General features: G+C 53.7%; 23 protein-coding genes. 1 reads left to right on the top strand and 22 read right to left on the bottom strand.

The annotated features are described in order from the left end of the window. The 11 genes from ACTQ52_RS10290 to ACTQ52_RS10240 form a co-directional block, all read right to left on the bottom strand. A partial coding sequence (locus ACTQ52_RS10290) for a DDE-type integrase/transposase/recombinase (RefSeq protein ID WP_441982568.1) occupies positions 1-1,071 on the bottom strand: 1,071 nt, incomplete at its 3' end. Positions 1,072-1,146: 75 nt separating this feature from the next. Then, entirely contained in the window at positions 1,147-1,620 is a 474-nt protein-coding gene (locus ACTQ52_RS10285; protein WP_441982571.1) for a DUF6431 domain-containing protein, read from the bottom strand. A gap of 334 nt (positions 1,621-1,954) precedes the next feature. Beyond that, positions 1,955-2,629 (bottom strand): HD domain-containing protein, encoded by a 675-nt coding sequence (locus ACTQ52_RS10280; protein ID WP_441982567.1) that lies wholly within the window; start codon positions 2,627-2,629, stop codon positions 1,955-1,957. Between the two features lie 9 nt (positions 2,630-2,638). Beyond that, on the bottom strand, positions 2,639-7,579 hold the full coding sequence (locus ACTQ52_RS10275) for a type II secretion system protein (protein WP_441982566.1): 4,941 nt from the start codon (positions 7,577-7,579) through the stop codon (positions 2,639-2,641). A gap of 247 nt (positions 7,580-7,826) precedes the next feature. Beyond that, on the bottom strand, positions 7,827-8,423 hold the full coding sequence (locus tag ACTQ52_RS10270; protein WP_441982565.1) for a PulJ/GspJ family protein: 597 nt from the start codon (positions 8,421-8,423) through the stop codon (positions 7,827-7,829). A 23-nt stretch (positions 8,424-8,446) separates the two neighbouring features. Further along, positions 8,447-8,956 (bottom strand): hypothetical protein, encoded by a 510-nt coding sequence (locus tag ACTQ52_RS10265; protein WP_441982564.1) that lies wholly within the window; start codon positions 8,954-8,956, stop codon positions 8,447-8,449. Beyond that, positions 8,946-10,001 carry a hypothetical protein gene (locus ACTQ52_RS10260; protein WP_441982563.1) on the bottom strand — a complete coding sequence of 352 codons (1,056 nt, stop codon included), beginning with the start codon at positions 9,999-10,001 and terminating at the stop codon, positions 8,946-8,948. Before ACTQ52_RS10260 ends, ACTQ52_RS10265 begins: the two co-directional genes overlap by 11 nt. 129 nt (positions 10,002-10,130) lie before the next feature. After that, positions 10,131-10,850: a hypothetical protein gene (locus tag ACTQ52_RS10255; RefSeq protein ID WP_441982562.1), complete on the bottom strand. Its 720-nt coding sequence runs from the start codon at positions 10,848-10,850 to the stop codon at positions 10,131-10,133. 11 nt (positions 10,851-10,861) lie between these two features. Next, a complete protein-coding gene (locus tag ACTQ52_RS10250) occupies positions 10,862-11,917 on the bottom strand; it encodes a hypothetical protein (protein ID WP_441982561.1) in 1,056 nt (351 codons plus the stop codon). Beyond that, positions 11,914-12,975 (bottom strand): pilus assembly protein PilM, encoded by a 1,062-nt coding sequence (gene pilM, locus ACTQ52_RS10245; protein WP_441982560.1) that lies wholly within the window; start codon positions 12,973-12,975, stop codon positions 11,914-11,916. Before pilM ends, ACTQ52_RS10250 begins: the two co-directional genes overlap by 4 nt. A gap of 30 nt (positions 12,976-13,005) precedes the next feature. Beyond that, complete coding sequence (locus ACTQ52_RS10240; RefSeq protein ID WP_441982559.1) at positions 13,006-13,971, bottom strand: prepilin peptidase; 966 nt, start codon at positions 13,969-13,971, stop codon at positions 13,006-13,008. Positions 13,972-14,329: 358 nt separating this feature from the next. Here ACTQ52_RS10240 and ACTQ52_RS10235 point away from each other — a divergent pair, with 358 nt between their 5' ends. Then, a complete protein-coding gene (locus ACTQ52_RS10235; RefSeq protein WP_441982558.1) occupies positions 14,330-15,646 on the top strand; it encodes an MATE family efflux transporter in 1,317 nt (438 codons plus the stop codon). Positions 15,647-15,908: 262 nt separating this feature from the next. Here ACTQ52_RS10235 and ACTQ52_RS10230 read toward each other — a convergent pair whose 3' ends face one another. From ACTQ52_RS10230 to ACTQ52_RS10180, 11 genes are all read right to left on the bottom strand, one after another. Next, a complete protein-coding gene (locus ACTQ52_RS10230) occupies positions 15,909-16,610 on the bottom strand; it encodes a hypothetical protein (RefSeq protein ID WP_410043801.1) in 702 nt (233 codons plus the stop codon). A gap of 194 nt (positions 16,611-16,804) precedes the next feature. Next, complete coding sequence (locus tag ACTQ52_RS10225) at positions 16,805-17,689, bottom strand: GNAT family N-acetyltransferase (RefSeq protein WP_441982557.1); 885 nt, start codon at positions 17,687-17,689, stop codon at positions 16,805-16,807. A 105-nt stretch (positions 17,690-17,794) separates the two neighbouring features. Beyond that, the gene (locus tag ACTQ52_RS10220) at positions 17,795-18,409 is read right to left on the bottom strand and encodes an HD domain-containing protein (RefSeq protein ID WP_410043799.1); all 615 of its coding nucleotides are present in this window, start codon (positions 18,407-18,409) and stop codon (positions 17,795-17,797) included. A gap of 108 nt (positions 18,410-18,517) precedes the next feature. After that, positions 18,518-19,867: an MATE family efflux transporter gene (locus tag ACTQ52_RS10215; RefSeq protein ID WP_441982556.1), complete on the bottom strand. Its 1,350-nt coding sequence runs from the start codon at positions 19,865-19,867 to the stop codon at positions 18,518-18,520. Between the two features lie 92 nt (positions 19,868-19,959). After that, positions 19,960-20,364, bottom strand: coding sequence for a C-GCAxxG-C-C family protein (locus ACTQ52_RS10210; protein ID WP_441982555.1), 405 nt, complete (start codon positions 20,362-20,364; stop codon positions 19,960-19,962). A gap of 31 nt (positions 20,365-20,395) precedes the next feature. Then, positions 20,396-20,920 carry a nitroreductase family protein gene (locus ACTQ52_RS10205; RefSeq protein WP_441982554.1) on the bottom strand — a complete coding sequence of 175 codons (525 nt, stop codon included), beginning with the start codon at positions 20,918-20,920 and terminating at the stop codon, positions 20,396-20,398. Between the two features lie 195 nt (positions 20,921-21,115). Continuing rightward, entirely contained in the window at positions 21,116-22,246 is a 1,131-nt protein-coding gene (locus ACTQ52_RS10200) for a glycosyl hydrolase family 28 protein (protein WP_441982553.1), read from the bottom strand. Between the two features lies 1 nt (position 22,247). Further along, positions 22,248-22,664, bottom strand: a complete 417-nt coding sequence (locus ACTQ52_RS10195; RefSeq protein WP_441982552.1) for a hypothetical protein — start codon at positions 22,662-22,664, stop codon at positions 22,248-22,250. A 102-nt stretch (positions 22,665-22,766) separates the two neighbouring features. Then, positions 22,767-23,798 carry an ABC transporter substrate-binding protein gene (locus ACTQ52_RS10190; RefSeq protein ID WP_441982570.1) on the bottom strand — a complete coding sequence of 344 codons (1,032 nt, stop codon included), beginning with the start codon at positions 23,796-23,798 and terminating at the stop codon, positions 22,767-22,769. Positions 23,799-23,999: 201 nt separating this feature from the next. Beyond that, complete coding sequence (locus ACTQ52_RS10185; RefSeq protein WP_441982551.1) at positions 24,000-24,944, bottom strand: D-alanine--D-alanine ligase; 945 nt, start codon at positions 24,942-24,944, stop codon at positions 24,000-24,002. Between the two features lie 103 nt (positions 24,945-25,047). After that, the gene (locus ACTQ52_RS10180; protein ID WP_441982550.1) at positions 25,048-26,280 is read right to left on the bottom strand and encodes a ComEC/Rec2 family competence protein; all 1,233 of its coding nucleotides are present in this window, start codon (positions 26,278-26,280) and stop codon (positions 25,048-25,050) included. Positions 26,281-26,387: the final 107 nt, after the last annotated feature.

The following is a 26,387-nucleotide window of genomic DNA, read 5'->3' as shown; positions in this document are numbered from 1 at the left end:
CCGATTTTCGTGATGCAGAAAGGCTTCTGCGATGGTATTGACATCGATAAAGTTCAGCGGACGTGTATCCCGGTTCCATTCCTGCCGTGGTGTGATCCCTTCCGGTGGAACATCAGCATTGAGGCACTGATAGTACTCGGCGATGCCCGCATGAGGATCGTTATGGTAATGGTCCTCGAGGTAGATACTCCACAGACGGTTAAGCTCATCCAGTGTTCGGACGTTTTTCAGCTTGCTTTCCCGGACGAATGTATCCACCACCTGATGGAATTTCTCGATTTTGCCTTTCGACTTCCCGCTCCTTACCGGCGCATGCGAGATCGAGATACCAAGCTTTGCCAGCGACAGCTTCAGTTGCTTTGCGACGTACTGAGAACCGTTATCAAAGTAGCATCGGTCAAATGCTCCTGCACGAAGCAGCACGGACCGGAAGGTATCTTCTACAACCTCTTCCTCCTGAGAGGCGTAAAACTTCGAGGCAATGACAAACCTCGAATGATCGTCTATCGCCGACGACAGGTAGGTCTTGACCTTGGCTCCGCGTTTTCCGATTGGAAGCAGTGGCCCATACTTGATGTCTCCCTGGATCAGCATCATACGGTGTGGCTTGCAGAAGCGCTTCGAGGAGCTCTCCCGTGCATCCTTGTAGGTCCGCAGATGCTCTGAACCGAAGCCGGCATTGTAGAGATGCCTCTCCAATGTCGAGCGTTTCAGCACACCCGGAGCGACCCGCCCTTCCAGCTCGAGGATCAGTATCAGCTGTTCCACCGAGCGCTCGGGAACTTCCCGTCGGAGCTGGATGGCTTCGTTGAGAAGTTCATCGAAGTTTTCCGGCAGCGCCTGAGAGCGCCGCTTCTGGCGATCCGTCGGTCGAAGCCCCTGAAACCCGTTTTCACGGTATGCCTTTTCGTATCGGTAGAGCGATCTTGCGGTCGTTAAGTTGTCCTGTGCGATCTTTTCCCGCATCGCTATGCGCTTTGCATTATCGAGGTCCTCCGAAAGGAGTGGTGTAATCATAGTGTAGCGCTGGAGCGCGACCTCGTCCTGCCAGTCTTTGTTTTTCGTCATCATGGTAGTAAACCTCCTTCATGAAGCTCACTATACCGTCATGATCTGTGACCGGAAAACAAAAGTAGGTGCATAGATTCATCGCCGGAACGGGACCAGAAACCCACCACTGTTGTAGATCGTCCGGATGACCTGTTCCAGCCACCGTCTGTTTGATTTTTGGAGAGAGGCGAGCAATGATGCACCGACATGAAGAATGCGGCTGTTGTAGTCGGACAGCTCATACGCCACAGCGCGGAGATATCCCTCGATGCGCTCCAGATTCTTCTGCAGCCACTGGAGCCAGAGCAGCATAGTCTCACCACATGGGTAGTCTTCGGAATCCAGGTCATCCGGTGTGACGACCTTTTCGAGAACGCCGCTGATCACCTCACTGTCGTAGTGCTTATACGGCAGCACCACACCAGGCAGTTCATTGTGAAGCTTCATGCATTTGCTGCACCGGAACCGGCGGATCATCAGCCACTTGCGGGTACCGCCTTCGCCCTTCATGATACGGCGCTTGCGATCACGGTAGACCAGCTTGCCACGACAGGACGGGCACGGAGGGATGGCATCATTGCTCTCAACATAAAAAACCGTTTACCTCATTGTGTCTGAGCTCAAAGTTTGATACACTGAACATGGTTTTGATACTAGAGGTTCGGGGGACACGACGTACAAAGAGGGTACCCCGGACCTTCTTTCTTTTTAATCTCATGACAGTATACAGATCAATCTCGTGACACGCAAGCAGATCAGCCCGAAGTCAATCTAGGCAGTCAACAACACCATCAGAACCTCTGTTTTCTTTTATTGCCTCATATTTTTTCTGAAAAATAAAGAGAAAGAAATATCCCCGGAAAAATTCATGGCCTGCCACCGGTCTCCCGGCGCAGGCCATATCTCACAGCAGCGTCTGCTCGTTAATGATGAGATGGAAATCCATCCCGAGGAAATTCGCCGCCTTCTTGCACAGCAGCATCCGCTCCATGAAAATCTCGAAGTACTCGCCGATCTCGCCATAGTGCGTGTCGATGCTCAGCTTCAGCTTGATCGCACTCTGCTCCTTGTTGATCTTCAGCTTCGAGTCCGTCACCGAGTAGTTCACCCTGTCATGGATATCGAACTTATGCTCGTCCGGCTCCTGCACACGGCTCCGCCGCACATCCGACTTATCCGCCAGGATCAGCGCCGCCGCGATCGCGCTCACGGGCTGTCCGTTACCCTCATCGTGGTTGCCGATCGCACAGATGATCGGGGCAATGTCTTCGGCCGGTACGTTCATGCGGTTCAGGATGCTAAACGCCATCAGCGCACCAGACTGCGAGTGATCCACCCGGTTGACAATGTTACCGAGGTCATGCATCCACGCCGCGGTCAGTGCCAGATCCACTGTGTGCTCATCGAAGCCCAGCTTCTCCAGAATATACGCCGTCCGCTCACACACAACGCCCACATGCGCGAAGCTGTGCTCCGTGAAATGCAACGCCTTCATCGACTTGTTCTGCTCCCCGATGTAGGTCGTCACATCGTGATCCGACTTCACCTGGGAAAATAAGGGAAAATTTGTTGTGTCCATAATTCTAATCTAACCTCTTTCATCTACGAACTTTAAGCCACGGTATGATGCATTAGATCGGTCATTACTATATCTATTATAGTGATAATTTGTGTTTCTAATTCTGAACGGATAATCGTCTGTTCCAAGTTTACCTTGCGGCGCAATAGCTGCACCATAATTACCATTTACATCATAGATAATTCCGTCATTATTTTTAATGCTTACGCAAGCCCTATCAACTTTCTTATCCCATTGCAATTCATTCATACTATTATCAGTGAATCTCCAAAGATAGAACGCTGTATTATCTACTTGAATAGTATTGAATTCCGTATCATTAACTTTAGAAGAAATCTTACTTAACGTTCCACCTCCTACAATACTATAAAGTTTCTTCACTTCATTTTTATTTTTGGTATTCACTAGTATTCCATAACCAGTCTTTTGTTGACCATTCAAATAACCCGTTGGTGCCTTTACACTTAGCGTATTAACCTTATCTGGTACATAAATACCTATCCCATTCTCATAGCATTCATAGTAAGCTAAATAGCTTTGTACAATCGGATCTTTCGGCCAGTCACCATAATACGTAGGCACCATAGTCAGTGCTGTATCATCATGATCTGTTGTCCAGTTCTTATATGGATATGTTTCCACTTCAAGAGTAGGCGTGTCATATACATACGTATTCACTGTTTCTAAGTTCTCATCCGCAAGAATATCATTCGGATCATCTATGACTGTAATCCCCTGAAATCCAGGTTGATTCCCGACTACATCTTTAAAAGCATTAAACGCACTATAGTAAAACACGTTTTCAAAAGATATATTTCCATTTAATATGCCAATAAATCCGCCTTTCTTCAGAGCATTTGTTCCCGAAACTTTTCCGAATGAATAACAGTTTTTTATGGTTATAGATCCTCCCCAGTCAAGTGGTGATCCAATAAATCCGCCAGCAGCCTTAGATTCTGCATTCACAGATCCTGTACTGAAGCAGCTATCTATTAATAGGCCATTAGCCGTGCCAATGTATCCAATAAAGCCACCTGTTGATTTTTTACCATTTATATTCGCACCATAACTACGTTCATTCTCAGTCCCCTCATTGACAGTACAACTATCGTAATTGCCTTTCGATGTACGACCGCCATAATAAGATTTTTCTATCTTTGAATCAGAACCGAGCTGACCTATACGGCCAATCAAACCTCCTGATCCGGCTTGATCCTCATTATTATAAGATGTAATAAAAGCTGAAACACCTACATTACTAATATTTAACTTAGGGCAAGTTACTATGTGGCCAATCAATCCACCGGCATTTTCCGTCGCAATAATCTCTGTATTCTTCCCTACAACTTTTACATTACCCGCCGTAGTGTCATGTCCATTTATATAACCTATTAAACCACCAGCATCATCGTTTTTAGATATTATTGTTGCGTCACATTCAATTCCAGATTCACTAACATCAACATTATTATCTGTTTGTCCGATAAAACCACCTGTGCACTTCTTTCCTTGAACCTGAAGTTTGCCAGCAAAAATAACATTCTCAATCGTAGTATTTCCCTTAGCATAGCCAATCAATCCACCGGCTTCAGAAGTATTTGAAATCACACTAGTGCTTTCCATCGTCAAATTCTCAACCGTTATCATCTGGCTTAATTCGCCAAACAAACCTGCCGCCTCGTTAATGTCGACTTTTATACCACTAATTTTATATCCTGATCCATCATAAAAATAAATTGGATTATTATCTACTATTGGTCTAAAATTCGAGTTGATTGTATACTTCTTGTTTTGTCCCCAGATTTCAAAATCCGTCCCCAATTCTTTTGTGATACTTTGAGTATATGAATTTGGATGATTTTCACCCGACCAATATATATTATCCGTCTGAATAGCCCCAGTAATATTTATCTGAAAAGGTTTGATTTGATAAGAAATATCCGATGATAAATTCTGTAAATGTCTTGAGTTATCAATCTGCGCATAATAAGTTCCATTTCCCATGCTGATTAATCCCATGCCTTTTGTCGTGGTACGAGCTTCAGGATTATGTTTTTCTACAGCCTGTACTTTTTGTTCATTATGCAGATCCGAAGTCTTCTGCGCAGATTCCAAATAGCCAAATATACTATTCGTATCTATCCCTTTATCTTCTTCAAAAGTCGCGCTGTAATAATTCTTTTCGTTAATTACTTTTACTTCTACCGGAGAAACATATACAGTTATATCTTCTCCAGGCCATAATACATCAGAGCATACATCTAGAAAGCGCCCCTCGTTAGTAGTTATATCATCGAGACAAATTTCAAGTCCTTTTGTATTGTAAGTGCCATGACTAATATCTAACAATTCACAAATACTGTTCATCCATTTATCAATCTTCCAGTCTTCCGTTATTTCTCCATTATATACACCTCTTCCCACGGTTACGTTTGGCGTGTCATCCACATGAATCAAAAAGTAGGCATCCTTTTGGGAACTATGTCCATGAACTTTCAGCTCATAGTAAATATCTTCAGCAATGCCTTCTAGACCAGTATCAATGCGAACTATTAAACGATTACCATTATCAATTTCAAAATTTGGCTCTTCCGTTTTCTTCGATACTACCCAGTCACCGACATGTTCTTTGATAAACCATGGAAGTTCCTTATCATCCACACTTGTCGCGCAGAAATGGCGAATCGTGTTCAGCGGATAAGATGTTTTATCCATCGCCGGGTGTGCCGCTGAATCAGTCGCGCCCATCAGTGTACGGTCATACGCCGTTGCCTGACGGCGCATCTGTCCCGTCGGGATTTCTGACTTTGCGGTATCATCTGCGGATGCATCGGTACCATTGTGTGGTCCGATTGCATAATAATTCTTTGCGGTTCCGAAATTTGTTTCCGTATTGCCTGAGAACGAACCGGACTTTGTAGCATCCACGGAGTACGCCGATGCCGTGGAATATACCGCGTTCATAAGGACCTTATTTGTGGTTACGCCAATAAAGCCACCGGCATAGCCGCTCGCCTGAACATTATATCTTCCTGGGCCTTCAAGAACCGGCTTATTTGTTGTTGCATCCGTCGTGCTGTACGCGCCATCCCTGGTATGTCCACCGGCATAGCTCTGCACGATGGTGGAGTCAGCTGCTGCGCCGGTCACACTTCCGATGAATCCGCCGGCGGCACTTCCGCCTTTTACATAAACGGCGGCGGCTGAGTTCTTGACATCGAGCTTACCACCACTCACCAGACCGATGAGTCCACCAGCGTTCTCGCTTGCCGTTACTTCTACGCTCGAATCTTTGGTCTCATCATAGGTATCCTCGTGATAGTACGCGAGGACGCCACCCACGGTCAGGTTCTTCGCCGTCTCGCCGACCAGCATGCCCGCGTTCTTGACATTCGTCCCCGATACACGATTATTCCGCAGAATCAGATCACTGACGGACAGTGATGCATTCGCCGCACCGCTCGTCGGATCTGCAACCCGCCCGAAGATACCGGCAGCTGTATGATCTATCTGAGCGCCAATGTTTACATCATGGATCTCATGCTGATTGCCGTGATAAACGAGCGGGTAGTTGACATCGATGGCTGCGAAGGTAGCATCCTGTTCCATTCCATAGATTGTTGAACCATGAAGATTTTCGAATTGATTTCCGCTCGTGGAGCCGCTCGTACTCATCGAGAACATCGTGATATCGTTTTTCTGTTCCGCGGTGATGTTCACTACCTTGGAGCTGCCACTCGTCGTTCCGTTTCCGAGCGCAGCTGTAAAGCCCGAGACATTGGCACCGAGGTTCTCGAGATGACGCAGATTTTTGATATAGACCGTCGTATTTCCAGCATCCTTCGTTTCGTTCACATCGCCGAACAGACTGCTGACGGTGTATTTCGCGGATTCCTTCGGTGTCGCGAGGCCCGTTGTGGAGCTGACACGTGCACTGATTTCGATGTTTTCACCCGGGATAAATGCGATTCCCGTAGTTGCCGTAAAGCGCCCAGACGAAATGATATTTGCAAAGCGATATGAGCCATCATCCCCTGTGATATCGTCAAGGGTGACATCAAAGGTGCCAGTACCGGTATATCCATCACTGGTGCTACGTTCGAGTATGCGCTGTGCGACTGTACCACTCTGCACACCACGAATGATTAAAGTAACATTATCTGTACCTGCCGTTTTATCTGTATCACTCACGATAACATGCAACTTATTCTCATTCTTCACTTCCAGCTTCGGTGCTTCGAGTGTTTCGGTCGGGATGGCTGCGCTGCCTGCTGTGCCGGTGTAACAGCCGACGATGGCAGTAACACCATTCTTTTCATAGCTCTTTCGTGCTGATTTATCCTGGTAAAGATTTTTCGCTTCAATATTCTTTACATCTTCGTCATCGAGCGTAATCACCGCGGCATTGCCGAAGGAGGCATTGCCCGCGCCAGAATAGAGGACAGCGACGACAGAGGCGGAGTCCAGCTCATAAACGATGGCATAGTTTCCGCTGGCAGAGACGGTTTCATCGAGCGCGCCGAAGGGCAGCATCATCTGGAGGATCGCATCACTGCCCACGGGCGTGCAGCTCTCGATGCCGCTGTTTACATCATGAATCACATAATAGTATTCACCGTCGTCCTTGCCCGCATAGGACGGAGCCGGTGACAGCTTCGTGCCGATGGCCGACGTCGACGCGCTCCCCGGCTTCTTCGCTTCTTCCGCGAGGCGGTCGAGGTCACCGGAGGCCTGTGCGACGCTCAGGTGATTCTGTGCGGCGATGAAGATTTCCTTCGCGGTGCCGTCCATCTCCATCAGGCGGAGGTTCTTCTGGTACTGCACCACCGAAACGAAGGTGACACCTGCGAGGATGAGGATGATCGCGACGGTGACCAGCACCTCCGCCAACGTGAAACCTTTTCTGTCGAGTCTTTTCTTTATTGCATTTGTCATTGAAGTCTGTTCCATTCCGTGTTCTATATTGAACGCATCGCAGTGATGCGGTCGCATACGTTTTCCACTTTATTTTAAGTTATTTTCTTCTAATTACAATCAAAAGAAGCCGAAATGCAAGATTTTACCAGAATTTCACTGATGCTTTACTTCCATAGAAAAAGGATGCCCGATTTCTTTCCTCCATCCTGCATCGGTCGTTTGTCGCCATTAGAAAAGGATGCCTGATTTCATTCAGACATCCTGTATCGATTGTTTATAATCATTTGTCGTTCACGAGCAGCACCTTGAAGCTGGCGCGTGCCTGCACGGTATCGGTGCGTGTGTCCTTCGCGACGAGATTTGTTACGGTGATAACCTGCGTTGCCGGATCCCATGAAAATCCGCTGTCTGTGCCATCGAAGCATACGCAGAGGTCGCTGGTGATGGCGCTGTCGCTGAGGAGAGGCAGGGTCGTACTGCTGGTCCCGGTCCCATCACCTGTGGTATAGGTCAATATAAAGCCCCGGTTCGCTGTGCCCGACGCAGTGCCCGGATTCAGCGTAATCGTCTGCTCGCCGCTGTTCAGATTCTTAAAAACGATCGTCTGGCTGTTTCCGAAACCTGTTCCTGTCTCAGAACCATTTCCTACGCTCTCCGGATCCGCGAATGCGAGCTGATCCTTCATCAGGGTGATGGTGGTGGTCAATGCTGTCTGCGCGTTGGCATGTGCGACGACTTTACGATACACCCGCTGTACAGTCGCGGCACCGGTCGTGATGATGATACCGACGAAGCCCATGATGAGCACCGTGGCGAGCATCTCCGTGAGCGAAAAGCCCTGCCGCTTATTCAGTTTATGAAGGAGTTTCTGCTTCATCTGTTCTGCTCCATCCGCCTCCATCAGTTCTTTGATTTATACTCTGCGACCGCGAAACGCTCGATGCCACTCGTGCTGGTACCGTTCGGCTGGTTTGTGGCATAGGTCACGTCGATCTCTCCGTTCGTATGTCTGTACCTGATATTATAACGAGGTAGGGTATCATTTGCCTGTTGGATCGTCACCGTGCCGGTTCCGATCTTGATTCCACCATCTGTTGTGCCACTGTTTTTGGCTCCGCCAGCTTCTGCTGCACCGCCAGTTTTAGCTTCGCCTGCCCCTCCTGTGTCCGCAGCCGTCCCGGTTTTACTGCTGCCTGCAGTACCACCGTCAGCCATCGCCTCTTCCATCTTCGTTTCGCCATCATAGTACGCATCCATGATGCACTCACTCTTCTGCAGTATGCGCTGAGACGAGGTGATCATGCTGGCGAAGAGGATCATCGCAGCCGCGGCGATCAGAACAGATACCAGGGTCTCGGTGATGGTTTCACCCTTTTTACTTTTCAGTTTGTTCTTCAACTTACCAGACATCTTTACTCGTATCCTTCGTGATCTGCGGGTTTCCCCAGGTGACATAGCTGTGCCGTGTTACAGAAGTGGTTTCGGTGGTTGTGTCTCCTTCTGTTTTTGTGCTCGTGCTTTCACTTCCATCCTCGGCTGTTCCGTTCGAGCTGTCAGACTGTACAAAGCCTTCCTTCGCATCCAGTGTCAGCATCAGGCGATATTCATTGCCCTGCTTCTTCGCACTTGCATCCACGTGGTTCTTGAAATAAGCCTTAATATTTCCCTGCCCGTTCATGACGATACGGACATCGACCGGGAGGGAACTCGCGGCATTGCCAGAGACGGTAAAGTTTTTCAAGTCTGCCGTCATGGTAAAGGTATCGGTATAAATATTGTCTGTACCGTTCATCAGTGCGCTGGTGAATACATCATTAGCGGCGCTGTAGTCCGCTTCGCTGATGATCCCCTTTGTATTTAAATCCTTTTTATTTTGGGGAGCGGACGCATCCTTCATGTAATCCACCGTCGTCAGCGCGCCCGTTCGTTTCTGCCCCTTCGTATCATTCGTTTTTGTATTCTTCAAGGCATCCAGTAAATAGAAGCCATTCACCCCTGTTGTATTCGGAAAACTCTCAAATTTCGTTTCCGAAGTGATCGCCGTTCCAGCCGTCGCTGCCGACGTAATCCCCGCCCCGGCTGTCGTATCCTCCAAATGCTCAAACTCCGGTGCCGAATAGCTGTACTCGGTCTTCGTCGTTTCCTCCACGACCGTAACCTCTGCACCACTCGCATCCGTCTCCTTTTTTTCGGTTCGGGTTGTCGTAACGGTCTTCTTCTCCGTCTGCTCCACCCCGATCGTCTGTCCATCGATTTCATCCCTGAGCAGCTTCGCTGCGGACACCACTGCGTAGTAGTTCTGGTCGCTGGCCTGTAGCTCACTTAAACGTCCGGTGCTGGTCGTGGCCGCGGCGAGGATGACGGAGCCGGCGGCTGCGCACATGATAAAGAAAAGGAGCGCAACGGTGAGGGTTGCGCCACTTCGATCCTGTAATTTCCGCTGCACTGCATTCATCGCTGCTCTCCTTTCTGTAAAGTTCTTCTGTTCACTTCTTCGATGCGCACGCATACCTTCTCTTCTCCCGCCCGGCGTCTTCTGTCCACCGATAGTCATCGCACACCCGGGCAGAGCGCTGAAAAGCACTTAGAATCCTGCGCCTGCGGCGATCTTATCCGCCGCATCCCCGGCGAGGGACTCGGCCATGGTCTCGAGGCTGCTCTGTGCGAGGTCGAGCGAGGAATTACCGAGGCCGACAGAGCTGCTCTGCACCGCGCTGCCGTCACTCGTGGTGAGGCCGTTCGTGGTGGTCGCACCGTTCAGGGTCTCGTAGAAGGTGACGCTCATGCTGCCGCTGATCGTCGAGTTCTCGAGGTTCGCATACTGCTGCATCTTATCAGAATCCGCACTGACGCTGATGTCCGTGATGAGGCAGCGGTAGGCACAGTCATGCACCTGCTGGATGATCCGGCGCGCGATCTGATAGTTCGTCGCAGTGAAGCTGATATTGATCGTCCGACGCACAGCGTCATCCGTCGCCACCGGCTGCTCGAAGCTGAAATTGAAGCTCGTCGCCTGCGCGAAGATCGTATTGAGTGCGGCCGACTCCGCCTTCAGATTATCATAGGAAGCGACGATGCCGTTCACTTCCTTCTGTCCGTTTTCGATATCCTCCTGCATCTGCTTGATGATGGCGGATTTCTGCTGCTCCATCTCCATCTGCTGCTCGAGCATCCTCGTGTCCGCCGCCGCGATGCGTTCCTGCACCGGAAGCCGCACGAAGCGGTAGTACACGAGCCCCAGCAGGATCATCACCAGTACGAGAAGAAGGACTTTCTCACGTTTCGTAAAAGCTCTGTTTAACATTCTGTCCTCCCTCAGCCTAACGGGCTTCCGCCCTGGATCGTGATGCTGCCGCCGGTAAACGGGTTATCCGTCGGTGTGTCAATGTTGGCGGACTGCTGCTGTACGGCGACGGTCTGCGGCACGGCTGCGGTCGGCTGCGGTGCGGCGGCCTGCGCTGCCTGTGTCGCCTGGCGCTTCGCCGCTTCCTCTGCGGCGCGCTGCGCTGCTGCACGCTCTGCCTTCGCCTGAGCGGCCTCGGCACTCGTGCTCCCGGTGCCTGCATTGGCCGAAGACGTGGTCGTGCTCAACGCCGCCTCGGTCTCACCGATCTGGTCCGGGCGTGCGTTCTGAATGCTCGGGATATAAGCGTTCTGGCCGGTTGCGGAGCCGTTCTCGCCGGCATCGAGGGCCTGATCGCCGGTCGCGGATACCTCACCGGAGTCGAGGGCTGCACGGACCTCCTCCGGGGTACGGAAGTAGATCGTCAGCTGACCGGTCACGAAGAGCGGCTGATCCGGGGTGCCATCCGCAGAGAGCGACAGCTTATCCTTGTCCTCGTCGGTCGCAGCGGTCTGGGCCGTCACGTAGCTCACGTACTCGGAGCCCTCGAGCGAGAGGATGATATCCGGGAGACGCTGCGCGTCGGTCACACCGACGGTGATCACGGCGATGTTGTCCTGGATCTGGATGGTCTGGATGCCACCCGCCGCATGCACACGCTCGTCGATGACGTTCAGCATAGTGACGCGGTCCTGACGGGAAAGCTCCTCGTCGTTGAGATAGCCGTTGCCGTAGTGGGAGTAGTCGGCACGCACACTCGCGTACTGGCTGTTCGCCTCCTTCATCTTCTCGAGGTTCTGCTCCATCCGGCTGTAGTTCGCCTCCGCGGCATCGGCACGCGCGAGCTGCGCTGCCACGCCGTAGCGGGAGAAGAAGTACAGGAAGATCATGAACAGTGCGAAGAGAACGAGCGTGAAGACGCGGTCCTGCGTGTCGTGCTCGCGGTACATGAGGTTGATGGTTTTCTTCGACGGGTACTTTCCGCTCCGGCCGATCTGCACTTTGCCTAGTTCTTTTAAGTTCGTCAAACCGGTACCTCCTGTCTCGCCAATGTCTCCTTGATTTCATCGTCACTGAGCGCGCGCACCTTCGCCTCCGGATCGAGCGCGACGCCGTAGCTCTGCGGGCTCAGGAGAAGCGCGGCCTCGAGGCCCGGCTCGGTATACGGCATCAGGTCGGTGAGTGGGCGCATCGGGAGGTTCATCGTCTCCTCGATGGTCGTGAGAAGCGCAGGATAGTTCGCGGCACCACCGCAGTAGTACAGGGTGTCGATCGTGTTGTTCGTGTTACTGTAGCTGTAGAAGTTCATCGCACGCATGATCTGTACGGCACTGCTCTCGTAGAGAGCCTCCATGTTCTCGTGCGCGAGAACGTCGTCCTGATTCGACTCGGCGGCGAGCTGGCCGATGTGGACATCGGTACCGCGGATCTCTGCAGCGATCTCCGCGATGCGTCGTGCGCCCGGCTCGAGCGGTCGAGTGACCTCGTAGACACTGTTTCGGAAGAAGTGGAGCTTGAAGCTGCGATCGCCCATGTCGAGAATCGCATAGTCCTTCGTATCCGGCACACGGAACAGGGCGTTATAGCGGCGGAGTACACGCTGGAAGCCAAGCACATCCGGCACGAGGCCGACGGCGTTCAGCTTCGCATGCTTCGCGAGCGTCCGGTAGCGGTCGATCAGTTCACGGCTGCATGCCACCGCGAGGAGCTTCATCGTCTTCCCACCCTCCTCGATCACGGCATAGTCGTAGAAATACTTCTCGGTCGGCTCACTGATGTAATCATGGAACTCGAACGGAAGGTTCAGCTGGAGCTGCTTCACGGTCATGCGCGGCAGATCGACGACACGCATGTAGACGCCGCTCGACGGCAGGGTGAAGATGACATTCCGACAGTGGATGCCGTGGCTCCGAAACGTTTCCTTCAGAAAATCCGCCATCGCATCCCAGTACTGGACCATGCCGTCCTTCACGATATTATCCGGGAGCGTCTCGACGAAGACGTCCTTCAGCTCTCCCTTTACGATGTATGAAATCTTGATTCGGTAGTTTCCGATGTCGATACCGACGACTTTCGTGATTTTCATATATTCCTCATCTGTTATAGGCAAATTTTTTCACAATATGAGTCCAGTATACCACGCCACGAATTCACTTCCAAATAGAATAGAGAGGAAAACGGCGATGGAAATGGACGGGCCGAATGGAATCTTATCCTTTTTGAGTCCGAGCGCGATAAACAGCCCCACGAAGCAGCTCAGCATCAGGTTAAAAAGTGTCACACCCGGTCGCATATAGAGCCCAGTCATGAACAGCAGTTTAATGTCTCCGCCGCCGAGGCTCTCTTTTCCCGTGAGCTTATCGAAAACGAGCGAGATCAGCAGCATCAGGAAGTCGACACCGAAGGCGCTGACGAGCCCCCACTTGAGATCCGTAAGGATCCACTGGGTGATCGGGATGTGGGTGGTGAAGACAGAGCCGGCACCGGCGGCGAGTGAAGCGCTGCCGGGCGAAAGCTCTGCCGCAGCCAGCATGATCCGGCCGAGCCCATCCTGGAGGCCGGGAGCATTGGCCAGCGGTAAACGTGCGCCTGTGATACTGAGCGCCTCGGTGAGACCCCGGCCCTGCGTGCACGCGATGGGCGGCAGGGTGAGGAGCCACCAGAGGATGCCCGCGACGTGGAAGCGATCCGGGATGAGGAGGGTCTTCTGGTCCACGAGACTGAGCCCCATCAGGATCACGAGAAGCCCGAGATAGCGAAGTGCCACGAAGGAGAGATCGAATTTATAGACGATCGCTGTGAAACCAAGCCCGAGCACGAGCTCCACCCAGGTCGACTCCGCGCTGAACTTCGCCCCGCAGTAACGGCAGCGGCCGCCCGAACGAAGATACGAGATGATCGGGATCAGATCGCCGGCCCCGAGCGCATGCCCGCAGACATCACAGTGCGAGCGGCCACGCGCGACCCGTTCATGATGCACGAGCCGCCACGCCACACAGTCGATATAGCTCCCGAATACCGCCCCGAACAGGAACGCGAGGATGAGGATGTAAAGCATAATAAGCGGCGTAGTCTGGTACATGAGGCCCCGTTTCTGAAAACATTCTGTATACATTAAAACCGAAGTGATTATAGCATGCACCGGCGGATATATAACAGTTTTTTTGATGGATCGCGACATGGATTTCTGATTTTTCGCTGTTTTGATACCGCATCGCGCCCTTGACTGTATAGTAGCTATGTTCTGAATAGCGTCACTCTGTTTTCCGATACCATCGCGCCCTTGACTGTATAGTAGCTATATGGTTTAAACTAGAGTCAGCATAAAAAAGATAAGGAGTGCTTATCGAGGGCACGGCACTGTACCACTGGACCAGATTCGATGCGGTCCAGACAGACGCCGCGGAGAGCCCACGAAGAACACGATAAGCAGAAGAATGATGAACTGTTTTGAAAATAAGATGACCTACCCGCAATTCCTGAAGTATCTGATCCCGTCGGTGCTGACCATGATCTTTCTGTCCTTCTACACAACGATCGACGGCTACTTCGTCTCGAAATACGCAGGCTCCGACGCACTCGCGGGCATCAATATCGTGATTCCGGTGACCTGCGTCATCTTCGGAACCTCTGTGATGCTCGCCACCGGTGCGGGCGCCATCATTGGCGAAAAAATGGGACAGAAAAAGGACCACGAGGCGAATCAGATTTTCACCTTCATCACCCTGGTCCTGCTCGTCCTCGCGACTTTCTTTACGATTTTCGGTCTCGTCTTCCTGAAGCCGGTCTGCCGCTTCCTCGGCAGCAGTGAGCGTCTGCTCGCGCATGTCCTGCCGTACGCGAAGGTCATCTTCCTCGGCAGCATCCCGATGTCCTTCAAGCTGTTTTTCGAGTACCTCGTGCGGACCGACGGCAGTCCGAAGGTCGGGCTCTGGATGTCGATGACCGGCCTCGTGCTGAACGTCATCTTCGATTACATCCTCGTCGGCGTGTTCCGTCTGGGTACGTACGGCGCGGCCTGGGGCACCACCCTGTCGATCACCGTCAGCGCGCTGATCGGCCTCATCTACTTCCTCCGCTTCAGCCATATCCGCTTCTGCCGCACCCGGATGCACGCCGACGTGCTTGTGAAATCCTGCACGAACGGCAGCAGTGAGATGCTCACCGAGATGTCGACCGGCATCACGACCTTTCTGTTTAATATCATCATCCTCCGGCATTATGGTGAGGACGGGGTCGCGGCGGTCACGATCATCATGTATCTGTACTACTTCTTCATCGCGTTTTACATGGGCATCGCCGTGGCGGCCGCACCGATCGTGAGCTTTAATGTCGGCGCCGGAAATCCCGCGAAGATCCGGGAGACGCTGCGCTACAGCTTCCGGACCATCGCCCTCACCTCCGTGGCCGTCATGGCGATCTCGCTCGGCCTCGGGCAGCCGCTCATCCACCTCTTCGCCGGACCCGGTCACGTGTTTGACCTCACCTGGGAGGGGCTCCGGCTTTTCAGCCCGGTCTTCCTCTTCATCGGATGGAACGTCTTCCTCTCCGGCTACTTCACCGCCCTCGGAAACGGCTTCCTCTCCGCCCTCATCTCGACCCTCCGCTCGCTGATCCTCGTGGTGCTCTTCATCCTGCTCCTCCCGAAGCTCATCGGCGTGAACGGCATCTGGCTTACCATGCCATGCGCCGAAGCCGTCACCATCTTCATCTCCGCATACTGCTACCGGGCGCACGGCCGCGCCTACCTTGCATAAGGGGCAGAAACAACCGGGGTCCCGGAGGGCCGGTTACAGAGGCACAGTACTACGTGCTCGGAAGACTCTAAAATTCTGCCCCTAAGAAGTACTAAGCCCTCTGCAATCGCTGAGTTTTCTTTATGAAAACTCAGCGATTGCAGAGGGTTCCATGGAGAGATAACACTAAGTACTTCTAAGGGGCAGAATTTTGATTCTTCACGACCTCTTCGTATGGCTTCTGTAACCGGCCCTCCGGGACCCTGGTTGTTTCACATCCCGCTCAGTACTGCGAGTTCCAGAAGAGCGTTTCACCTTCCGGGGCGTCCTCGGCGATGTGCTCGCGCTCCTCGCCGGTGAGGGCCGCCTTCTCTTCCGCGGACATCATCGTATAGTCATAGTAGTAGAGCACCGGGCCGCGCCAGCGTACCATCGCGAGCTGCCCGTCCTGCGAGAAGCTGATGGCGAGGAACTGCGCGCCATCCGGATCACCGAGGCCCGTCACGTTCTGACGGATGTTGTCGAAGAAGCTACGGTTGTGCGTGACATCGTTGCTCGTGGTCGTCGTACCGTCATCGAGGCGGCCGATCGCCTTCCGGTAGCGCTCGTCGCCCCGGTTCGGCACGCCGCTGGCCCCCGTCTGCGCCTGCCGGTTCTGAAACGCCAGTGAACGCCCATAGCCCTTCAGGTCTACACGATCCTTCGCCGGGAAGTGATCCCGTGTATACACCTGCTTCGTCTCGGCATCATAGTAGTACACTACGGCCCCCGGTGCCCCGTCCATCAAGTACTGCGTCTTCGCGCAGGCCACTGCCTCATCGACTTCCTCGCAGTCGTAGGTCATCGCGATATCCTGCAGATGCCGCATATAGCCCTCCACCACAAACATCAGAAGCACCAGCGCGATCAGCACCATCAGGATATAGTGCACCGCCGCCAGGCCCCGGCGGTCACGAAGCCGCGCGCGGAATTCTGTCTGAATCATCTAAGCCTCTTTCCTTTTTACCTTTTTACTTTCTAAGTATACCGTCCGAAGAGACATACAACAACGGAATATTTCGGTTGAACCGAAATGTCTCTAGACTGATTTCGTTTGAAACGAAATGTTACTGTTCTTAGCGAAATGTATCGCAATTCATTTCGCTCGAAACGAAATTCCAGCAGAGTTAAGCGCTTCGTTTACCGCAAACAGCGTTCCACCACTTCCTCCGGCAGCTCCGGGAAGGAAATCATCGCCTCCGGTTTCGCCGGGTGCGGCGCGATCCACTTTTCCATCCAGATCATGTCGTACCAGCGGTCGAACTTATAGGCGCAGGCATGGAAGTGCCCGACGAGCTGATAGCCGAGGTGCGCATGGAAGTCCGGACTGTTCGTGTTCAGGTACGGATCTTCGCCAATGTCGACGCCGCTGTCTGCAGAGCCCTCCCGGAGGTCTTTTCGTGTCCGGTCAGCCGTGTTCGGGTCGCCGATGCCTATATGTGCATCCTGCAACCGATCGGCAGCTGCTACTGTGTTCATCGTCCCCGGGTACGCGATGCAGGCATTCACGCTGATGATGTTCATCGCGCGGAGAATCGCCTCCAGCCGCTCGTACAGCTGCCGCCCGAGCCCGTGCTTCCGTGCACGCCGGTCGACGTAGATCGAGGTCTCCACGCTCCAGTCGTAGGCCGCGCGCTCATGCAGACGTCCGACATAGGCATAGCCAATGATGCGCTCGGAAGTCCTGTGTGTCCCGGTAACATCACCGGCACCAGCACCGGAAGCCGGCGCAGACGAAACCGAAGCGCCATCGACGTGCGCAGTGTCTGCATTGGCCTCTGCGCGGTCTATACACGAAACCGAAGCGCCATCGACATGCCCGGTGCCTGCATTGGCCTCCTGCTCCTCTACCGCGACGATGTACGGATAGGTCGCCAGCGTGTGCGCGATCCGCGCACGGAACGCCTCGACGCTCGGCACCTCGTACTCGAAGGTGATCGCCGTCTCCTCGACATACGGCGCATAAATCGCCAGCAGCGCCTCCGCATCCTCCGGACGCGCCACACGAAATGTCCGTTCTCCCATGCTGTCTCCTCTCCTCGCTTCCCCGGGGTCTGACCCCATAAACTTGAGTTTAGAATCTGTTTAGAAAAATATAATGGGGTCAGACCCCATAAACTCAGAAGCTGTTTAGCGCTCGTGCTTTTCGTCGCGATCATCCTTCAGGATCCCGCGGTCAGCGAAATCCTCCATGACAGCTCTTGAAAACGCTGCGAGTGCCTCGGAGCCGCGGGCGGTCTTCTGCTGCCGGCCCCACACAGTGTTGAACGACACACCGTGCGTCTTCCAGTCGTCGCCCTCGTTCGAGGCATTGAGCAGGAGCGGCTGGAGGTTGTCCATCGCATGCGCGTACTTCGCCTCCGGCGTCTCGTAGGCCTCGAACTCCTCGAAGAGTGCCCGGAGCTCATCGCGCTGATCCGCCGGCAGCAGTGCGAAGATACGGTCCGCCGCCTTCTCCTCACGCTCCCTCTGCGTCTTCAGCCCCTCCTCGTCGTATGCGTAGGTGTCGCCCGCGTCGATCTCCACGATATCATGGATCAGGCACATCATCATGACATGCGCGATGTCGACCTCGGTGTTGCTGTACTCGCGAAGCAGGTACGCCATGATGGCCATGTGCCACGCATGCTCCGCATCCCCCTCGCGACGCCCGTGATTTGTCAGATGCGTCTGCCGGTAGATTTCCTTCTCCTTATCGATCTCCAGGATGAACTCCCGCTGCTTCTCGAAACGTTCCTGATTCATTTACATTCCTTTCCTGCGTCTCTTTATGGGGTCTGACCCCATAAACTTCAGTTTAGATTTAGTTTAGAAAAATTTAATGGGGTCAGACCCCATTAACTCCCGGCTGCGTTACGCCAGGCGGCGCTGCTTTCGGAGCGCCCGGTAGTACATGGCGATCAGCGTGCCGCCGGTGAGCACCCAGGAAACCGGGTAAACGCTCATCAGCACCTCGTAGGTCGGCACGACGCGGAAGGCGGTCAGAAGCCAGATGATGCGGAAGACGACGGTGCCGAGGATCGTGATGACGGACGGGCTGATCGCGTAGCCCATGCTGCGGAGAACGCCGGACGGGGTGTCGAAGAGGGTGCAGAGCCCCTCAACCGCCATGACGTGGTACATGCGACTCACAGCGTAGTCGATGGCGACCGGATCCGTCGTGTAGAGTCCCGCGAATTCGCGCGCCCAGATCGTGAACGGCAGCGCCAGCAGCTGCGTGAACAGGATGGACTGGAGCATCGTGAGGCGGAAAACGCGACGGCAGCGGCCATGCTCGCCCGCACCGAGGTTCTGACTGTAAAAGGTTACCGCGGCCTGCGCGAACGCGGCGCAGATGTCATAGGTGAAGTACTCGAAATTGAGGCCCGCGGCCGCACCTGCGATGGCCTGCGCGCCGAAGCTGTTGACGCCGGCCTGAACGAAGATGTTCGAGACGGAGAACACCGACTCCTGCACGCCCGCCGGGAGGCCGACCTGCAGTACGCGCTTCATGTACCTCGGGTGCAGGCGAATGCAGTCGATCCGGAGCCGAAGTGGCCCTTCTTCATGGAGCAGCGTGCGGAACACCAGCGCCGCCGAGGTGAAGTTCGCGAGGGTGGTCGCGAGCGCGACACCCGCCACGCTCATCCTGAAGACGACGACAAACAGAAGATTCAGGATGACGTTCAGGATACCGGCGAAGATCATGTACATCAGCGGGCGCTTCGTATCTCCGATCGAGCGGAGGATCGCCGCGCCGAAATTGTAGAGTGTGATGAACGGGAGCCCGAGCATGTAGATGCGGAAGTACAGCACCGCCATGTCGAGAACCTCCACCGGCGTGCCGATGGCTTCGATGAGCGGGCGTGCGATGACGAGGCCGATGGTCATCAGCAGGAGACCGCCCGTAATGGCCATCGCGATGACCGTGTGGATGGCATCCGACACCTCGTCCATGCGCCCGCTACCGATCAGCGTCGCCACGACGACATTCGGACCGATCGACGCACCGACCAGGAAGTTCACGAAGACACCCACGTTTGCAACATTGGCACCGACCGCCGCGAGGGCATCGCCACCCGCGAAACGGCCGACCACTGCCACATCCGCCGAATTAAAAAAATGCTGCAGGATACTGCTCGCTGCCAGCGGCAGTGCGAACAGTACGAGCTTCCAGAAAAGCCCGCCATGCAGCATATCGATCTTGTTTGGATTTGTTTCCACCGGCACACCCCCGAAATTTTAAAACTTCGTTGATGATACTACTTTTCCGGACGGATAGGAATAGTCAAATGCATGGGGCCGCCCCAAGCGTTTTACAGCAGTCCTCTCGCCATCAGCATTTCCTCGACGATTTCCACGGCTTCGTACACCATGCCGTCGCAGTGTGGCTTTTTCTCCGCCGGGCTGTGTACCTCCTCGCGGAGAAGATCGCGACAGTTAGAAAGGTCACCGTGGAGGGCCTTCATGCGGCGCATGAATTCTGCGGATGCTTCTGCGTCGCCGGCGCCATAGAGGCCGAGGGCCATGAGTCCGCCGGTGATGGCACCGCAGGTGAGGCCTGCACGCATGCCGCTTCCGAAGTTGGCGGTGATGGCGGTGGCCTGCGCTGCACTTATGCCCTTCTTCTCGGCAAACGGGATGAACACCGCCTGCGCGCAATTGTAGTGTGTCGTCGTATCATCGCGAAGCGCGTGGCTTCGCTTCATCATTTCAGTCATCTTATTTCATCCTCCATACAGAACATCGAAATCATTTCAGCACATTCATGCTGTACTTATGGCTCTCCGGAATCTCGCGTTCTGCATACACCTCGTCAGTCTGTCCGAGGATGATGGAGCCGGTCGGCACGAAGCCCTCCGGGATATGCAGCTTCGCCACGAGTTCCTCGTTCTTCACGAGCGCACGGATGGCACCATAGATGTCGCAGTGACCGACGCCCTCCTCGACGGCAGCGAGGGACATATTCTGGATGGCAATGCCTACATTGGCGCTTGCCACGTTACTGGTCTGGCTCGAGGACACGAGGATCATCATCGGTGCGCCATAGAGCGGGTGGCGGGACGGGTCTCCACTCGCGGCAGCTGCATTGGCATCGATCTCATGAAGAAGCTCCGGATTCGTAATCACGGTGAGATGGATGCTGTCGTAGCGTTTCATGCCGATCGGCGCCTCGTAGGCCGCGGTGAGAATGCGCTCGAGCTGCGCGTCGGTGATACCTTCACCCGTATAAGAGCGGATGGACTTTCGAATATTCAGTGCCTTATATAATTCCATGATGATAGCCTCCTTTTGTTTGTGCTTCCTATATCATAGCAGAAATGGAGGACTTCCAATCCTGTTTATAAAAAAATAATGAGGCATCCCTTCCATTCATCTAAGAATGGAAGGGACGCCTCACTGTCCATCGTACGCAAGTTGCTTGCCGTTTACGCATATTTCACGCGCTGCGCAGCTCTCTGCCCTCCTGTTTCAATGCACATATTTCTCCAGAAAGCGAACGCTCTCACTTCCGGCTGTCCGTGCATCCGGCTTTGACAGTGCTTCGACCGCCACTGCGCCTGTATAGGAGATTTCATCCAGCGTTTCAAATATTTCCTTGAAATCCATATGTCCATGTCCATACTTCATATGGCACTGTCTGATCTCGATGTTCTCCGACGGTGTCACATAGGTATGTCCCATGTAGCGCTTTCCAGACTTGATGGCGATACAGTCATCTCCCAGTGAGAAGTGTACGCCGACAATTTCCAGATTTTTCACAGATTCAGGATCGATACCATCGGTATTTGGAGATACCTTCGGATTGTTGAGTGCGATATCCAGAATTCGAATATTTTCAGAGAAGTACGGATGAACCGTCCACGCCGGACTGTTCTTTATGCTGATTCCCTGGATGGTCACGTCCTTACATCTGTTCAGGAAAATCGACCTCGGACGGAACGCTCCGCCTGTTTTCTTACGGCCTTCACCTTCCCACCAGTTTTCATAGGTCGCATTGCCTTCGATACTGCCTTCTCCACAGATCGTCACATCCGAAACACCGATACCCGTGATGATGGATGCGAAGGAATCGAGCGGATTTCCTTCCCAGCTCGCCAGGTTGTATTCCGACGCTTCGTCATAGCTCTGAATCAGTCCCGGAAGAATCGGGAAGTAAGAACGATCCGTATAAGCCGACAGCACGGCTCCTTTTCCAAGCTCGAAGATGATACCGCTCTTCATGAAGAGGCTGCTGACTTTATAGATGCCCTCCGGAACATACACACGGCTGTGCGGAGGGCAGCTCAGGATCGCTGCCTGTATGGCCAATGTATCATTATGTACATCGTCACCCCTCGCACCGAAATCGCGAACGTTTAACGTGACAAACTCCGGTTCCGTCTGAAATGTCGTCTCCTCCGATGTCTGATCTCCTCTGGACAGTGTCAGCCGATACTCCGTGTCCGGCTTCAGCCCATAGATGGACTGCACCACGCGATCAGATGTCAGCATTGGCTCCCCATCGATGAAAACCGTATAGCTATCCGTGTAGACGATGCCTTCCTCTACGAGCTCGATACATACCGCTCTTGAAGATTTCCATATAATCTTAAACTTCATCTCACATCTCCCCGATATAGTCTTCATACTTTTCGCGAAGCAGCATCCTGTTTTCGCAGGCGATTCTTATGCTCTCTTTTACGCGTTTCACGGAATCCGGATCCCAGCTCTCAAAGACAGAAAGGTTCTTTTTCAGAACCTTTCTGTACTGCATAACCAGATTCATCTTATGATCGAACACCTCTTCATCGATCTCAGCTGCTGTTCTGGCCAGGGCAAGAAGATAAAAGGACAGCTCTTCCTGAGAAATTCCCGAATGGGGTGCACACAATTTTTCATATGCCTGCGCGAAAATCTTCTGAATATCCTGATAACCTTCTTTCGCATTCTCCTGCGTCTCATATGCCGCAATCTCCGGCATTTCAGCGCAGAGTTCCTTCATCGTGAATTCTTTATCCTTCCAGTCTGTCCCTTTCATCTTCTCACCTTCTCATATGAACTTAGTACGCATTCTCTGCGTATACGCTGTTGATATCATCAAGCAGATTCTGTGCAAGCTCTGCCGGATCGTCTCCGTAGCTCAGAGACTCCATGGTCGTGTAGTAGGACCCGTTGTATCCTTCAGAGAAGAGTTCTCAAAGTTCGGATCCAACGGATAGTTGGCATTGGCCATCGCCAGCTTGTTACCCTCATAGGTCAGACCCTTTAACTGTCCATCTTCCTCGAGAATCTTTTCAGCCGTCTTGTTTACGACCACGCCTCGCTCAACGCCCAGAATCTTAACCGCTTCCGGATCGGACACAAGGAAGTTGATCAGAAGAGCTGCTTCCTTCTTATGCTGAGAGGATTCTGCAATCGTCCATGCCTGCGAAATCTTATACATACCGGCAACCTTCTTTCCGAATCCGGTGATGTAATCGCCCAGAACGAATTCCTGACCATCCTGAAGGCCATCTGCAAACTTCTGCTGTGCAGAATCCCACTCGAAGAATCCTGCATACTTACCACATGCCCAGTCTGGATTCTTTTCGATGGTATCGACGCCCTGACCCTTCAGGTACTCGATGGACGGCAGCACATGATGCTCTTCCAGAGAATTGATCCACTCGAGACCCTCTGTAATCTCCTCAACCGTATAGTTGCACTGATTATCGACCGCCCATGGCTTCTCATACTTGGACTCCAGATAGTATACCATCAGCAGGTAGCGCTCATACTCGAACAGTGCGAGCGGATAGTAGTCGTCGCCCAGCTTCTCCTTAAAGGTCTCTCTTGCAGCCATAAGCTCATCGAAGGTCGTCGGAATCGCGATACCAGCCTTATCAAAGGTCGTCTTGTTCCAGTAGAAAACCTTACCTGTGGTCGAGATCGGAATCGCCTGCTGCTTTCCGGCGACGACGCAGGTATCAAGCGTAGCCTTATCATAATCTGCAAAATCATTAAAGATATCGGCGTAATCATTTAAATCCGCATACTTGCTTCCATCCGAAGAGAACTGATACAGCCAGTTCCAGTTCGTCTGCATGACATCTGCGGATGCACCCGCCACGAGGCTCGTCGAAATCTTCTCAGTCCAGCCGTTCCATGCACCGTACTCGCACTCTACCTTGATATCCGGATAAGCCTCTATTTAATGGGGTCTGACCCCATTAAATTTTTCTAAACTAAAAATAAACTGAAGTTTATGGGGTCAGACCCCCTTACGAAATTCTTAAGATACAACTTCAAACGTCCCCGGCACCAAAATATGCCAGGGACGTTTCTCTTTTGCTTCTTTATTTGTTATGGGGTCAGACCCCCCTTACGAAATCCCTCAGCCGCGCTTCGCGTGGAGGCCGAAGTCGATGATCTTCGCGACGAGCTCCGGAAAGCTGATGCCGGCGACGCGGGCCGCGTCCGGGACGAGGCTCATCGCGGTCATGCCCGGGAGGGTGTTGACCTCGAGGACGATCGGGCCGCTCGCGCCGACGATGAAGTCGATGCGGGATACGCCGCAGAGGTTCAGCTTACGGTAGACCTTCTTCGCGATCTCGATGGCCGCCGTGCGATCCGCCTCACGGATCCGCGCCGGAATGATGTGGTGGCAGAGCCCCTGCGTATACTTCGCCTTATAGTCGTAGAACTCACGTTCTGAAGTTATCTCGATCTCCGGCAGCACTTGAAGCTCCTCGTTGCCGATGATCGGCACCGTGATCTCCGTGCCCGCCACGAACTTCTCCGCGAGCAGCTGGTCCTCATACGAGAAGATGTCCTCGATGGCCTGCGGCAGCGCCGACGCCTCCTTCACGATCTCGACGCCGATGCTGGAGCCCTGGCATGGTGCCTTCAGCACCGCCGGCAGTCCGATCTTCTCGACGATCCGCGCCGCGATCTCGTCCACCGTCATCTCGCTCTTATGCACCGCGATATACTCCGACGTCGGAAGTCCCGCCGCCTTCAGCATATTCTTCGTATAGATCTTATCCATGCCGACCGCACTCGCGCCGACACCCGGACCGGTATACGGAATCCCCGCAAGCTCCAGCACACCCTGGATGCAGCCGTCCTCGCCGCCCTTGCCATGCAGCGCGAGGTACGCGATCTCCGGTTTCATCGCGAGGAGCTCGCCGATGTTGTCATGGTGCAGATCAAACAGCGTCACATCCGTGAAGCCATACTTCTTCAGCGCCTCAAACACCGCCTGTCCACTCCGAAGCGAGATCTCCCGCTCCGTCGAAATCCCGCCATATACCACCACGATCTTCAGATCCTTATTCATAGCTTCATCTCCTTCAGAATATTAAGCCGATTATAGCGCACGCCCATTCATGCGTAAAATGATTTATATCTCTATTATTGATGCGGCAGGCGCATAAGCGTGCTCACGGATTACACCGTTTGCACGGCGCATAGCCCTCGCTGATGATCTGCTCCCGTGACTCGTTCACATCTTTCCGATTTTTCGGGCTGATCGTTTCCACACTCGAGCAGCTCGGTAGGTGGAACTTGTGGCTGTTCGTGTTCAGCACATAGCTCCCCGCCGTCGTGCCCGCACCCGCTGCGCCATCTGCGTTCCCGCCGCCTGCATTGGCCGACGCGATGGCCACGGCGTTCTTCGCAGTGCTGAAGTTGATCGTCTGGCCGTCACTGACGGCAGTGATTTCACCCTGCATATCGGTGCGGAAGGTCGTGACACCTGCATCCCGCAGCCGCGACAGCACCGCCTCCGTAGGATGACCGTAGCTGTTGCCGGCACCGACGGAAATCACGGCATACTGCGGAGCGACTGCCCGCAGGAACGGATAGGAGGTCGAGGTATCCGAGCCGTGATGGCCGACCTTCAGCACGGTACTCTGAAGGTTCACACCGCTATTCAGAAGATCCTGCTCCTCCGCGCGCTCCGCATCGCCCGTAAAGAGGAAGGAGGTCGCACCGAAGCTCACTTTCAGAACGATCGAGTTATCATTGCTGTCCTCCGCACGGTGTAGCGGCCCGAGGATCTGAATCTGCGCACCGCCGAGTGCGAAGGTCTCGTCCGCCGTCGGCACCGTGATCTGCTTACCCCGCTGCGCCAGATACTTCACGAAGCTCTGGAATGTCTCCGTCGTGCCTGTCGTCTCCGGGCAGTAAGCTGTCCCGACCGACGCATAGTTCAGCGCACCCGAGAGCCCGCCGATGTGGTCAGCATCTACATGCGTCGCCACGATCACATCGAGGTAGCTGAGGCCATGCTGCTGCAGCCACGCATATATATAGGAAGATTTCTCCGGCTTGCCGCCATCGATCAGCATCGACTGACCGCCGCACTGAATCACCGCCGCGTCGCCCTGCCCGACATCAAGCCAGGTCACCGTCAGCGTCCCCGCCTGCGCGATCCCTGTGTTCCCGGTCGCCTGCGCTGCCCCGGCACGGCCACTATCCTGCCCGCCGCCTGCATTGCCCGCCTGCGTGGCGGCTTCCTCCGAAGCCGGCGATGTCGCCGCCTGCGCCACATGCTCTCCACTCTCCGGCTGTCCCGACGTCTGCAGGACCAGCACCGCTGCGAGCACACAAAAAACGGACAGGAGCACTGCACCCATCCGCTTCATCCGATTTCTACCCCTCTGTTTTTTCATACCATGATGCCTTCTTTCTTCTGCTGCACATATTCTAGCGCGACCATCCCCTCCATGTCCACGTGTTTTCAGACACACCACTGCATCATTTACCCTCTTGTGTTACT

Source organism: Oribacterium sp. Sow4_G1_1 (assembly GCF_052116105.1).
GTDB lineage: Bacteria > Bacillota > Clostridia > Lachnospirales > Lachnospiraceae > Oribacterium.
Note: the sequence above shows the minus strand (reverse complement) of the source record. Positions and strands in the feature narration are given on the sequence as shown.